14 protein-coding genes and 3 pseudogenes are annotated in these 12,666 nt (G+C 62.2%); 6 read left to right on the top strand and 11 right to left on the bottom strand.

Annotated features, from left to right (window positions below):
• From ACM9LZ_RS22935 to ACM9LZ_RS22925, 3 genes and pseudogenes are all read left to right on the top strand, one after another.
• Positions 1-1,531: pseudogene (locus ACM9LZ_RS22935) on the top strand (hypothetical protein); the annotation flags it as partial.
• A gap of 82 nt (positions 1,532-1,613) precedes the next feature.
• A complete protein-coding gene (locus tag ACM9LZ_RS22930; protein WP_416621848.1) occupies positions 1,614-1,934 on the top strand; it encodes a hypothetical protein in 321 nt (106 codons plus the stop codon).
• A 5-nt stretch (positions 1,935-1,939) separates the two neighbouring features.
• Positions 1,940-2,692 carry a hypothetical protein gene (locus ACM9LZ_RS22925; RefSeq protein WP_416621847.1) on the top strand — a complete coding sequence of 251 codons (753 nt, stop codon included), beginning with the start codon at positions 1,940-1,942 and terminating at the stop codon, positions 2,690-2,692.
• A 472-nt stretch (positions 2,693-3,164) separates the two neighbouring features.
• Here the strand turns inward: ACM9LZ_RS22925 and ACM9LZ_RS22920 are convergent, their stop codons facing one another.
• The 8 genes and pseudogenes from ACM9LZ_RS22920 to ACM9LZ_RS22885 form a co-directional block, all read right to left on the bottom strand.
• Complete coding sequence (locus tag ACM9LZ_RS22920) at positions 3,165-3,761, bottom strand: site-specific integrase (RefSeq protein ID WP_416621846.1); 597 nt, start codon at positions 3,759-3,761, stop codon at positions 3,165-3,167.
• A 79-nt stretch (positions 3,762-3,840) separates the two neighbouring features.
• Positions 3,841-4,194: pseudogene (locus ACM9LZ_RS22915) on the bottom strand (AAA family ATPase); the annotation flags it as partial.
• Complete coding sequence (locus tag ACM9LZ_RS22910) at positions 4,191-5,336, bottom strand: replication initiator protein A (protein ID WP_416621845.1); 1,146 nt, start codon at positions 5,334-5,336, stop codon at positions 4,191-4,193. The pseudogene ACM9LZ_RS22915 and the gene ACM9LZ_RS22910, both read right to left, overlap by 4 nt.
• Before the next feature lie 19 nt (positions 5,337-5,355).
• Positions 5,356-5,637 carry a helix-turn-helix transcriptional regulator gene (locus ACM9LZ_RS22905; RefSeq protein ID WP_416621844.1) on the bottom strand — a complete coding sequence of 94 codons (282 nt, stop codon included), beginning with the start codon at positions 5,635-5,637 and terminating at the stop codon, positions 5,356-5,358.
• A 136-nt stretch (positions 5,638-5,773) separates the two neighbouring features.
• Positions 5,774-6,376 carry a DUF2285 domain-containing protein gene (locus ACM9LZ_RS22900; RefSeq protein WP_416621843.1) on the bottom strand — a complete coding sequence of 201 codons (603 nt, stop codon included), beginning with the start codon at positions 6,374-6,376 and terminating at the stop codon, positions 5,774-5,776.
• A 25-nt stretch (positions 6,377-6,401) separates the two neighbouring features.
• Positions 6,402-6,539, bottom strand: a pseudogene (locus ACM9LZ_RS22895) (transcriptional regulator domain-containing protein); the annotation flags it as partial.
• A gap of 128 nt (positions 6,540-6,667) precedes the next feature.
• A complete protein-coding gene (locus ACM9LZ_RS22890; RefSeq protein ID WP_465123045.1) occupies positions 6,668-6,994 on the bottom strand; it encodes a DNA -binding domain-containing protein in 327 nt (108 codons plus the stop codon).
• A 9-nt stretch (positions 6,995-7,003) separates the two neighbouring features.
• Positions 7,004-7,270 carry a helix-turn-helix domain-containing protein gene (locus ACM9LZ_RS22885; protein WP_416621842.1) on the bottom strand — a complete coding sequence of 89 codons (267 nt, stop codon included), beginning with the start codon at positions 7,268-7,270 and terminating at the stop codon, positions 7,004-7,006.
• Between the two features lie 323 nt (positions 7,271-7,593).
• Between ACM9LZ_RS22885 and ACM9LZ_RS22880 the strand changes: the two genes are divergently transcribed.
• Positions 7,594-7,914, top strand: coding sequence for a helix-turn-helix domain-containing protein (locus tag ACM9LZ_RS22880; protein ID WP_416621841.1), 321 nt, complete (start codon positions 7,594-7,596; stop codon positions 7,912-7,914).
• Positions 7,892-9,133 carry a type II toxin-antitoxin system HipA family toxin gene (locus ACM9LZ_RS22875; protein ID WP_416621840.1) on the top strand — a complete coding sequence of 414 codons (1,242 nt, stop codon included), beginning with the start codon at positions 7,892-7,894 and terminating at the stop codon, positions 9,131-9,133. Before ACM9LZ_RS22880 ends, ACM9LZ_RS22875 begins: the two co-directional genes overlap by 23 nt.
• A 91-nt stretch (positions 9,134-9,224) precedes the next feature.
• On the opposite strand, the gene ACM9LZ_RS22870 is transcribed toward ACM9LZ_RS22875, so the two are convergent.
• Complete coding sequence (locus ACM9LZ_RS22870; protein ID WP_276946806.1) at positions 9,225-9,551, bottom strand: DUF736 domain-containing protein; 327 nt, start codon at positions 9,549-9,551, stop codon at positions 9,225-9,227.
• An 843-nt stretch (positions 9,552-10,394) separates the two neighbouring features.
• On the opposite strand from ACM9LZ_RS22870, the gene ACM9LZ_RS22865 reads away from it, so the two are divergent.
• Positions 10,395-10,820: a VOC family protein gene (locus ACM9LZ_RS22865; protein ID WP_416621839.1), complete on the top strand. Its 426-nt coding sequence runs from the start codon at positions 10,395-10,397 to the stop codon at positions 10,818-10,820.
• Positions 10,821-10,893: 73 nt separating this feature from the next.
• Here ACM9LZ_RS22865 and ACM9LZ_RS22860 read toward each other — a convergent pair whose 3' ends face one another.
• Entirely contained in the window at positions 10,894-11,334 is a 441-nt protein-coding gene (locus tag ACM9LZ_RS22860) for a hypothetical protein (protein WP_416621838.1), read from the bottom strand.
• A gap of 149 nt (positions 11,335-11,483) precedes the next feature.
• Positions 11,484-12,410: a DUF2493 domain-containing protein gene (locus ACM9LZ_RS22855; protein ID WP_416621837.1), complete on the bottom strand. Its 927-nt coding sequence runs from the start codon at positions 12,408-12,410 to the stop codon at positions 11,484-11,486.
• Positions 12,411-12,666: the final 256 nt, after the last annotated feature.

Genomic DNA, 12,666 nt, shown 5'->3' with positions numbered 1-12,666 from the left:
CCGTAAGGTGTCTTCCATCACCTTCACCCCATATGCCGGCGACGTCCGCATCCATAATACTTGGCTGAACCGCATGCAGGCCGACGGCACGGTGAGCACGGCCGAGTACAACGCCATCGCCCATGTCGTCCTGCACGAGATTGGGCATGCGCTCGGCCTCTCCCACCCGTTCGGCAACGACATCTCGTTGGCCGCCGACTACCAGGTCAAGGCGCTGACCGTCATGGCCTATGACGACGTGGGCAAGAATACCTACGGCTTCACCGCCGCCGGCACCGCATTGCAGATCGACGACAGCAACCTGAAGATCCTCGACGTGCTGGCCATCCAGCACCTCTACGGCGCCAACGCCGAGACCAACGCCGGCAACAACACCTACGCCTGGGCGCAGGACACGGCCTTCCGCACGACGGTCTACGACGCGGGCGGCACCGACACGATCGACCTGTCCGCCTCGACCATGCGCTCGTCCATCGACCTGACCCCCAACAGCCTGTCGAGCATCAACCTGCGGGTCACCAATGCCGAAAAGCTGATCAATACCACGGCGGCCATCTACCAGAACGCCCAGAACGCCGCGAACCTCTATACCGGGGAGAACAACCTCGGCATCGTCGGCACCATCGAGAACGTCAAGTCCGGGTCGGGCAGCGACCGGATCAACGGCAATTCGGTGGCCAACGAGATCAGCGGCGGAGCCGGAAACGACAGCATCTGGGGCGGGGCCGGCGACGACCACCTGTTCCTGGGTACCGGGAGCGACCGGGTAGTCGCCGGCACCGGCAACGACTACGTCGACGGCGGCCGGGACATCGACGTGGCTGGACTGTTCGGCCCGCGTTCCGGCTATGCCATCACCCGTCAATTCGACGGCAGCCTGAAGGTCGTGGGCCCGGAGGGCGCCGAAACCTACCTGAACATGGAATTCCTAGCCTTCAACGACGGCGGCAAGGCCGGCCTGTGGCTGAACGCCGCCGTGAAGCTGGGCGGCGGGTTCGACGAAACCTTCTACCTGGCGAAAAATCCCGACGTGGCGGCGGTCGTCCAGTCCGGCGGCCTGGCCAGTGGCTTCGCCCATTGGCAGCAGTGGGGGCAGGCCGAAGGCCGCGTGGCGGTCGATGCCCGGGCCAACCCGCTCTACGACGAGGTCGGCTACTTGGCTATGAACCCCGACGTGGCCGCGGCCGTTGAAAGCGGCACCCTGCGTAGTGGTTATGACCATTACCTGGCCTACGGCAAGGCCGAGGGCCGTTCCCTGACGCCGCTGTTCGACAGCGCCTACTACCTGGCCAAGAACGCCGACGTGAAGGCTGCCGGCCTGGATGCCTGGACCCATTTCATGAACTATGGCTGGCGCGAGGGTCGCGACCCGTCCGCCTACCTGGACGTCAGCGGCTACCTGGACGCCAATGCCGACCTGAAGGCCGCCGGTGTCAACCCGCTGACCCATTACTTGCAGCACGGCCAGGGCGAAGGCCGCCTGCTGGTCGCCACCAGCGACCTGGGCCTGGACTGGACCTACCTGGGCTGAGCCAAGCCACCATCCCTTCACTGCAACCAAATCGCCGGTGCGGGACGAGGCGTCTCGTCGGCAAATCAAATAGGAGAGCACCATGAAAGAATCGGCCGCATCGGCAGTCGCCCTCGGTAGCCCCGAGGCTATCCGGGCCGCCCTCACCCTGGAGGCAGGCAGTGACCCGGCCCGTGTCGAAGCCCTGCGCGTGCAGATGGTCGGCGGCGCCGCCATGCTGAAGCGGATCGGCTATTGGGTCTTGGGGCTCGGCATCCTGGCCAGCCTGACGGTAATCGGCGCCATTATCGGCCTGCCGATGATCGTGACGGGTGCTGGCATGGCCTGGTATTTCGGGAAGCGGGTGAAGAACATCAACGCCGGATGCGATCTGTACCTTACTTCGATCAAGGTGAGGGGATAAACAACATGTTGAAGATGAAAGATCTTTCCGTCCTGCTGTTCTGCTCCATGGTCTCCCTCCCAGGTTGTTCCAAGCCCGAGGAAGCAACAGCACCGAAGGCGGCGAATTCCGAACCGGCAGTGGATGGTGCCGCCGCGTCCGTCGTGGCACCGACGGAGGCCATCCCGGAAAAGGCCGTGGCCCCCGTCGTGCCGGTTGCGGACCGGTCCAAGCCGCTGGCGACATACGAGAAACTCGATAGCGGCCGAAAGCTGTTGTTCGCATATTTGGCCGTGGGCACGCAGCCCGTTGAATACGAAAAGGTGGCTGGCTTGATCTCGCCTGGGCTGTCCTACGCCGACGAGTTCAAGAAGCGCGACCTCATCCAGTCCCTACGGCCGGGAATCGACGCAGAGATCGAGCAGGCCAAGGGGATTAGGTATTATTACATGGACATGAGCGGAATACTGGACAAATATGACTTCGACAGCAAGTCGTTCCGCTTCATGGCATTCGCCAACGACACCCCTAGCGTCTACTTCCCAACGACCGGAAACTACAGCATGGTCTTCACGAATGCCGTGCAGTACCGGCGGTTCACGGTGACAGATGAGGCCAAGGCAAGGCAGATCGAGACCTTGAGGGCTGAGGCATCGAACATGAAGTCGAAGGTGTATTTCTTTACGACCGGCGAACAGCTGGGTGAAAAGATCGTGAACGCGGAGATCGTGAAGGTCCAACTCCTGGACCCAAAAGGCAACCTCCTGGTGGAAATGTAATCCAAGCGCCCGCTGGCGATGTCGCGGGGGCAGTTGCGGCAGCATGAAGGTCACCCCGGCATTCGGGCCTTCATGCGGCTGCCCTATGAATGGCCTGTGAGGCTACCCGGTGAATCTCGAGCATACCGCGAACCGGAATCTTGGTTCCCCAAAATTGCCGGGGGGCACTTGGAAATGTTCAATAGGAAGGCCGTAGGACGGGTCTGTGCCCAGCTCCGGGCCTCTTCCTGATCTTCGCCGCTGTAAAGGCCCTTCAAACGCATCCCCGTTCTGGTGCCATGCATCGATAGGAACGCGTATGGACGGCGAACCGACTAATCGGTGACGTCATCCGCATCAGAGGGGCTGTACGCGCATACTATAGCGCGGTTTTGTCTCGTTTCCACCGCCAACCGTTGGCATGCCTCTGCGCCGGGTTCGCGGGATACCTCACCTCGCGCTGACCGTCGTCAGAAGCCAATGACCGCCGACCTCATGGACCAGGACCGTCAGCACCGGCGAAGGCATCGTGCCATCTCGCCTGTACCGTGGTCGGCAGGCAAGGCATCAGCGGCAATCGTGGTAGTGGCTTGGCTACCACTTTGACCGGCAATTCTGCCTCAGCTCTTATGTGCCGCACCGAGCGACCACTCCGCCACCGGCCATATCGGGTCTGACAAACCGTCGTGCTGTGCCCGAGGACCATTGCCACCACCCTCACATCACTTCGGCTCTTCTTCAAGTCGCTGCTGATGGCATGGCGGAACGAATAAGCAGAGATGCATTCTCGTCGCTTCGGCCAAAGCCGGCGGCCGGCCGCGCGGATGGTATCAGAGAGCTTCGTTTTGCGGCTGGGGTGATCGCCACCCAACCCTACAAATGCCCGCCGTATGGCGAGAGCGAAGATATCCGCATGCCACTGATCGTCTGGATAAATGTAAAGCGTGCGAAATTTCCTGCCGGCGTCGGCTTTCGCGGTCGGCACATGGATTGCGATCACTTTCTTCGGCTGTATCCGGAGTTGGATTTTTGCCAGCAGTTCCGCGGGCCGGCAGCCGATCGCGGCTGCCAGCAAGACGGCGTCCGCCATCTTCGAGCCCGACTTCCGCACCTGTTCCACCACAGCTCGCTGCCACCCAGCCGGCAACCCGAAAATACTCGGAAGCTTAGGCCCAGCCATCGAAGGGCGACGGCTGGACCGGGATCAGCACAAGGTCGGCGGCGAGCAGCGCCGAGCGCATAAGGCCCGCGACGCGGGGCGGCCCGTCGATGACAACGACATCAGCATCACGCGCCAGTTCAGGCGCTTCGCGGTGCAGCGTATCGCGGGCCAGGCCGATGGTGCTGAACAGCCTCGGCAGCCCTTCATGGCTGCGCCGCTCGGACCAGTCGAGCGCGGAGCCTTGCGGATCAGCGTCGATCAGGATGACGCGCCGTCCTTCCGAAGCCCAGGCTCCGCCAAGATGCAGCGCCAGCGTGGTCTTGCCGACCCCGCCCTTCTGGTTCAGGAGCGCGACGATCATCTGCGCCCTCCCGGCTTGCCAAGAGGAAGTTCAGGGGTGTTTGTTGCCCCGAGTGTCCCACGGTCTGTAGGGGTCGCCTTGCCATGGCGTGCGCCCGATCTCAGGGCAGTTCCGGCCCTCGTGATGAGCTTTTCCACATCGCGCCGACGCTCTTCAAAGTTAGATTCTGTGTTAGACTCTAAGTTAAGAGCGCGATTTTCGCTTTTATTACCGGAGGATAAGAGCGGTTTGGGTTCCTGATAGCACGAGCCGGCGGTTCCTGATGGCACGATAGTGCGGGTTCCCGATAGCACGAGACTATCCACAGGTTTTCCACAGGCTGGAACGGGCTCGAACGCAAGCAGCATCCGGCCGCCGGCTTCGACCTCGGCGAACAGGGTGTAACCGGGCAATGGCTGTCGGCGGATAATGTCGCGCAGCTCGAAGGCGAAGCGCTTGAACGGCGAAAGACTTCCCGATTTCTGATGCAAGTGGCGAAAATCGAACCGCCAGCCGTTTTTCTGCCGCCCGCCATGCTTGCGCACCAGGCGATAGAGCCAGCGGTCCAGCCCGCCCGTCAGGTCGAAATACGTCCGGTCGATGGTGAGGATCAACGCCTCGTCCAGCACCGCGCTGTAGAACCAGTCGGGAACGATCAGCTCGATGCCGTCCGGGCGGCCATCGGCCCCGGTCCGCTCGCACCACTCGTTGATCCAGGAAAAGCGATGGCGCCGCCCATTGGCGGGCTGACGGATCGAGGTTGCAACCGTGGTCGATTGCAGGCGGTCGAGCGCCGCCTTCAGGCGCTGATAGTCCCGCCGGGATGTTCCGCGCCCCGTGAATGTAAGAATCTCATAGGGCGTTGCCGCCATCAGGCGTGAGGTGCGCAGACCTGCGTCCCGCGCTTCAACGATCTGGCTGGCGGCCCAGATCAGAATATCGGCGTCCCAGATCGTCGCCATGCCGTGATCGGGAACAGCTTCGACACGGATCGAGACGCTGCCCAGGGCAAAATCAATCGGGCGAATGCGGTGCGATTTGGAAAGGGAGAAGAAGGGATAAGCCATGAGATCCTGTGCGTCTCGTGGTGCGAATTCACCGGGAAGCGCCCGAAAGAGATCGAGTTGTCCGCGTTCCGAGGCGGATCGGTGCTGGGCTGCCATCGCGGGACCGCAGCTGCGTTCAGCGCGTAACGCGCTTGGGCGAGGTGAATGACGTCGCCGGCAGAGGTTTCGCCGGGAGAACCTGCCCACGCGGATCGGAGGTGGAGGTAACCGCTCCCCGCGCGACCCAGGCCGCCAGGTCCTCCACCGAATAGACGACGCGGCCGCCGAGCTTGTGATAGGCTGGCCCTGTCCCGTAGGTCCTGTGCTTTTCCAGCGTGCGTGCGGAGAGACTGAGGAAGGCGGCGGCTTCCTTCGTGCGCAGGTAGCGTGGCGGCAAGGCGGCGAGATCAGGTCGCATGGGGCGGGCCTCCGTGATTGTGCAGGATGCCGCTGACGATCAGCGGCGTGTCATGCGCACGGTGGCGAAGGAACGTCGGCATAGGGGATGAGGAAGATCGTAGGGGTAAAATCCTCCCCCCGATCTGGCGGCAGCGTCAGGGTTTGCGACGATGGCGCAAGAGGTCGTGATAACCGCCATCAATGAGCGCGGCGGCGGATCGGACAAGGGCGATGACAGAAGCGCGCAAGGTCGATGTCTTCCAGGGCTCGGCCCGGACGCGATCCTCGCCATAGATCGCGATGGCAATCTCGCGATAGGTCGCGTGTTCGGCATTTCCGTCTGCTGCCTGCATCATCAGGCGGAAGCGCCGGCGTTGATACGGCGTCATCCTGGTGTCGCGGCGCGCCGGTTTCGCGGCCAGCATGTGCCAAAGCCGGAGAATAGCCTCGAGCCGGTCCGGCAGATCGTCATCAAGTGGCAGGATGATCGCGGGTCTGGCATCAGCACCGGTATCGGCGAGGATCAGATATTGAATACCGTCCCCGGCATGGCATGTACCATATGCCCCCTCCGGCGCGCGGATCGCATCATGAGGTTCGACGGATAACGCCTGCGGCGAGCGGGTCAGAAAATCTGGGGTGGCCCCGAGCATCAGCACGGCCGGATTGGCAAGGGGTGACCAGACGACTGGCTGCTCGAGCGCGGAAAGGCCGGGGTCTGCGGGGAAATCGCAACCCCCAGTGATGCTGGGCATCATCTGAAAGGGGATGCTCCCCAGCTTCTTGCGCTACAATGTCATCGAAGTTGGCCTGATAGGCAGCGTTACGGCGTAAGCATTCCCATGCGACGCCCTCGACGGGCAGTGCGTCGTAGAAGTCATATTGGCTCTGGTCGCGCCAGCGGGAAGTGTCCGGCTTCATTACTCCGCTCCCGGTTGAATTTTCATAGGTGGAGCGTGAAAAATTCCGTCACATTGACGCAGATGGAAGCCGGAATGCAGACATGGAGCGATGCCCTGAGAGCATCACTTCATGGGACGGCAGCCTCATCAGCCGTGATCTGCCGGACGGCCAAGCAGATGGCGATAGCCGCTCTGCGTCATCCATCGTGCCCTGGCCAGATGACTGTCATGGACCCGTCTGGCGCGTTCAGGCTCCTGGGCAGGGTCAATACCAAAGAGCACATTAACGGCTTCGGTCCATTCCGCGCCGTCGTCGGCGGCATCGAGCAGTCGCATATAGAGCTTGATATGCGTGCGATCATACTCGGTGAGCACGTCCCCGACCGGTGCCATGTCTTTGAAAGGGGGAGCCGCGGATGTCATATCGAGGATCGCCGCAGGATACGGGCCGCTGGCGCAGTTCGATGAATGCACATGCGCCGATCAGGCGCCGTAGATTTGTCGGTGACTCTTCTCATCCTGGCCATGAACCAGCAACACTCCTTGCCCGCGATCTGTGGACAGAAGGACGATGCCTGCTGCTTCAAGCGCCCGCCGAACCTGATCCCGCGTTGTCTCATACACCTCGAGCCGGTTCTCGGACTCGAGGCGCTTCAGGGCAGTCAGTGATATTCGGGCCTTGTCAGCGAGCGTCTCCTGCGTCCAACCCAGCAACGCGCGTGCGGCCCGCGACTGTCGAGCGGTGATCATGCATGATCACCTCCCATCGCGACCGGCGCGCATTCCAGAACTACGGCTATTTTAGTCGCTCTTGCCCGATCCGCCACATGAATTCGGCGAATCCGGCCAGAAGGTTATTTGCATAAGGTAGCAGGCAGGGCTGCCTGATTCGTCTTCATGCCCGCATGCACGGCACTTTATACTGTCCGCAGTGCCGATCAGCCGATACGCGATCCCCAAACGATTCACGAATAGAAGCCATGATACGAATACATATCACCGCCTTGGCATTCCCCACTGTTTGTGATACGTACTCAGATCACAAGTATAGAATTGACCCGTAAAGGCATCATATGAAGGCGGAAGACGAAGCACTGCGATCGATCGGCGACCATTTTCGCCGCGCGCGTCTGGCGACCGGTCTGACCCAGGAGCAAGTCGCTGATCTCGCCGGTATATCGCGGCCGCGCTACCGCGACATCGAGACAGGCGCTGCTGCCGCGCGCGCCACGACATTGATCAACATTGCCCGGGCACTCGGGCTGGAAATGATGCTGGTCCCCCAGACGATGGTGCCCGCCATTGAGGCGCTTCTGCGTCCCGAGGCCGAAGATGATCGTCCGGCCTTCCTGCCGCAACCGGAGAGCGACGATGACAGCCGCCCGCACCGCTGAAGCCATCACCTCGCTGGACGTCTCACTGAACGACGTAAAGGTCGGGACGATTGTCAGGACGCCGGGCGATTACAATGCCTTCAGCCTTGATCCCGGGTATCGCGCCGCCGGAGGCCTGCCGGTTCTGAGCCTGTCCTTGCGCGCAGCGACAGGTGGCCTGCGCAAGGATCCGCGTCCGGTTGCTGGCGCCCTACCGCCATTTTTCGCAAACCTTCTGCCCGAAGACAGGCTGCGCGAGGCCATGGAAAAGCACCATGCCGGCAATGTCCGGCCGAGCAATGATTTTGACCTGCTGGCGGCGCTTGGCGCCGATCTGCCAGGTGCCGTGCGGGTTCTGCCCAGCGACGGTCAACCGGGCATCCGGGCGGCCGCTCCCTCGGGGCAACCGAAAGCCCGCTTCTCGCTTGCGGGCGTGCAGATGAAACTCTCGGTGATGAAGAACACCGGCAAGGGCGGCGGGTTGACGCTGCCGCTTGGGGATGGTGAAGGCCAGTATATCGCCAAGTTCCCCTCCACGGCCTTTCCGGGGGTGTCGGAGAATGAGTTCGCGAACCTTGCACTTGCCGAGGCCATCGGCATGGAAGTGCCCGAGCGGGAACTGGTCGGCCGCGACCAGTTCGAAGGCATTCCCGAGGAGTTCGAGACGCTTGCCGAAGGGCTCGTCCTGCTGGTCCGGCGTTTCGATCGCGGAAGTGATGGCACGCGAATCCATATCGAGGATTTTGCGCAGGTTTTCGGCCTCTACCCGGCACGCAAGTATGACGGCGCTGCCTCTCATGACATCGCATCCGTGCTGAATGTGGCGATCTCACCCTTCGCCGCCTTGGAGGTTGTCCGGCGGCTGACCTTCTCGGTGGTCATGGGCAATGGCGACATGCACCTCAAGAACTGGTCGCTGATCTATCCGGGCGACGGCAACACGCCCGCTCTTGCGCCGGTATACGACCTGCTTTCCACCGTTCCCTATATTCCGGCCGACGGATTAGCGCTGTCACTCGGTGGCGAGCGATCCTTCAAGGGGCTGACGCCAGACAGATGGAAAGCCTTTGCCAATCGGGCACGGCTTCCCGAGCCCGCCGTCCTCAAGGCGGTCGCCGAGACGGTGAAGCGCATCGATGCGCGGTGGTGGACCCTGCCGGAACGCGAGACCGTTCCCCAGCCCGTGCTGGAGCGGATCGACGCCCATGTGAAAATCATGATCCCGATCCTGACCGGCTGAGCAGTTCCAGTCCGGTCAGGATCATCGACGCGGCGGCTTTCCCGCGGGCACAAAGGCCCCGACCTTTTGGTCGGGGCCTTTGTGCTGAGCCTCAGTCGCCGCGGCGACCGTTGGGGCGGGACCAGATGAGCGAGAAGGTCTCGCCGTCTTCCTCGTCGAAGAGGTTGGCGTAGATCGGGGCGTTGAAGCTCGGATCGTCCAGCTTGAGCCCCAGATAATCGCGGCCCTCGTTCGAGCGCTTAGACCAGGCGGCGCCGATCTCGGCGCGGCCGACCAGAACCCGGTGGCTGGGGGCGTTGTCGCCGGTGGCGCGCAGGTCGGGGATGATGCGCACGCCCTTGGCCTGGACGCTGAGGGTGACGATGTCGCCGGTGAATTCGTTCGAGCCGGTCTTCTTGAATGTGCCGATGGTTGCCATTTTAAGTCTCCGTTTTCCGTTTCCGAGCCCGCACCATTGCGGCCTCGATGGCGATCGACAGGACGAAGACGAACGCTGGCGCACCCCCAAAGGGGGCTGGACGGCACAGGAGAAACTTTCTTGGCGCGCGAGGAATGACGGCTCTGCCGGCAGGGGAAGAAAGTTGTGACGACGCTGTTGCGCCGAAGCGGTCGAAGCGCCCCGCGCTGTTCTTCGGCCAGATCAGGCCATTGAAGAGGCCGTTTGGAGCGGTTGAGACACCGGGGGCTGAACGGAGATGGTGGCGACCTTGAGGTCCATCGGGGTAACCAGACCGGCAATCACCGGCAACTCTATCACCCTGTGTTCCGGGCCGGACGCATCCATCTTCCCGGCCATGTCCATCCGTATCACCCCCACCGGGTTTCGAGCCTGACCGCGACTTTAGCGCTGACGTTTTGCGCTCCGCCCGTGGCCGTGTCAGGGGATCAAGCCGATCAGACGATGTACGCCGCGAGCCTGTCGGCATTTTGATGACGTCGGCAGATGCCCCGCATACACATTGGCCATCATCAACAGGCCACTGTCGCACAGCTGCCCAAAAGGACTGGTCCGCAGGTAGGTGCGCGGCATCTGCAACGCGCAGAGCACCCGTCTCGCCCAACAATGGTTCAATGGTTTATGCAGACCATTGCTGCCATTGACCATCCCGGATACCCGACCTAATCTCTACCGGTCTGAAACAGGTTAGGCTCGGGACGGTTGGCCCAGCCCCCGCGCCCTGCGGGTCCTTCCGGTGCAAGGCAGCGGCCCAAGACTATCAAGACATCTGTGCGGTACAGGTGCCGATAGAAAGGGCATGATATGAAACCCAGGATTTCCGTTCTGACACTCGGTGTAACCGATCTCGAACGGTCGCTTTCCTTCTATCGAGACGGGCTCGGTCTGCCGACGAAAGGTATCATCGGACAAGAGTTCGAACATGGTGCAGTGGCGTTTTTTGACCTATCCGGCGGGTTGAAACTCGCCCTCTGGGCACAAGTTGACATTGCCCACGATACCGGGCTGGCTATGCAGCCGGTAAGTCCGACCGCCCTTACCATCGGGCACAATGTTGCGCGACAGGAAGAAGTCGATCAGTGCATGGAGGCTGCTGTGCGGGCAGGTGCCGAGATGATCAAACCTGCCCAGGACACATTCTACGGCGGCTATGCGGGCTACTTTCGCGATCCTGACGGGCACCTTTGGGAAATCGTCTGGAACCCAGACCTGATTCCGCCGGAGGATTGAGCCGTCTTCCGGAAGTCACTGGTCTTCACCGGGCCAGTGGCCGCTTTATGGCTTCACGGCTACGCTCAGCATTTCATGCGCGAGCGAGGCTGGAGTCAGCAGGGCCGGCGGTCGCCATGCCAGCAACACGCAAAAACGCCGTCACGCCCACAGCGACCGCGCCAATCACCGAAAAGATGATCTGCCAGGTTTCTGACGGCATCATGTGTTTGACGATGCCGAGCGTCGCATGAAATCCGGCCACACCCGCCGGCGCAACAAAGGCAAGCGCGATCAGAATCCGAGCCCAGATCGGCCGGACCAGCATGAGCAGGCCCTGACCAACCGCCAGCGTCAGTCCGGCGGCAACCAGGCCGATGAGTATGGCCCCCAGCCATCCCGCGCCCGTGCCATAGGCCCAGGTGCCGGCATTGAGGCCGATGAACAAAGGCAGCGCGAAAACCGCAAGGTTGAACAGCAGCCAGCACATGGTGCCGATGGCTGCGATGGACACAAGAATCCCGAGAACGATCATGGTGGTGTCTCCGTGCAATGGGTTGAACGGTTGCGCCTTCCACCACCACCATGGCGCAAAGCGGAATATAGCATGAACATGGCGCCTTGCGCGAGCCGGAATGATCGGTGGTTTCGGCCATCCGGCTCATGGCAAGGAAAAGGCAGCGCTCACGCGCTGCCGGTTCCGAAGCGATAGACGGGGATGCCCAGCTTGCGGGCCTTGTCGCCAAGGTTGTCCTGAATGCCGGTGCCCGGGAAGATGATGACCCCGATCGGCATGGTGCCGAGCATCTGGTCGTTACGCTTGAAGGGCGCGGCTTTGGCGTGTTTCGCCCAGTCGGGCTTGAAAGCGACCTGTGCGACCTTGCGGTTATTGGCCCAGGTGGCCGCGATGCGTTCGGCGCCTTTGGGCGATCCACCGTGCAGCAGCACCATGTCCGGGTGCTTGGTGTGGACCTGATCGAGTTTGGCCCAGATCGTCCGGTGATCGGTGGTGTCGCCGCCCGAAAAGGCGATCTTCGGACCGGCGGGCAGCAGCACCTCATTGTCAGCCCGACGTTTTGCGGCGAGAAAATCGCGGCTGTCGATCATGGCAGAGGTCATCTGGCGATGGTTTACCCGTGAGCCGGAACGCTGTGACCAGGGCGTGCCGGTGGTGCGCAGATAGATGTCGGCGGCAGTTTCACGGAAGGTCTCCATGCTGTCGCGGCGCTCGATCAGGCTTTGCCCGGCGCCGATCAGCGTCTCCAGCTGGACGGACTTGACCTCGCTGCCGTCCTGTTCGCGCTGAAGGCGCTTTTGTGCCTGCTCGTTATCGTCGAGTTTGCGTTCGATCCGCTCGACAGCGCGGTGGAAGGTGTTGACGGTGGACCAGAGGATTTCGTCGAGGTCGAAATCGAGGCTGGTGTCGGCCATGGTGGAAATCAGGGCGTCGAAGATGTCGGAGACTGCGCCCTGGATGACGTGATCTTCGGGTGTGATCCGGGGGTCGGCTTCGTCTTCGGAGGGGCGATAGCCGTAGAGTTCGAGTTCTTCGATGGCATGGCCGGTCGGGGACGTGCTGTGATCGGGTTCGAAATCGTCGTGCGCGTACATGGGATGCTTCCGTCAGTTGGACCGCGACCGTCGCGGCCTTCATGGCGACGAAAGCGCACGGGCGCTCCGGTCTGGCAGCGCGAGCCTCTGGCGAGTGCCTTGATGGCAAAGCCCGGCTGATTTGTTTCGCGCTGTAAAGGCGGCTCCGCCGCCGACGGAAATCAGTCGGGCGCCGCCATTGCCTGACCGGAGCGTTTGTGGGCCGATCGCCCTCTGAGGAGGCCAAGGCGCGGTCCTCTGCTGATGACAGGATGCA

Source organism: Niveispirillum fermenti (genome assembly GCF_048066175.1).
Classification (GTDB): Bacteria; Pseudomonadota; Alphaproteobacteria; order Azospirillales; family Azospirillaceae; genus Niveispirillum; species Niveispirillum fermenti.
Note: the sequence above shows the minus strand (reverse complement) of the source record. Positions and strands in the feature narration are given on the sequence as shown.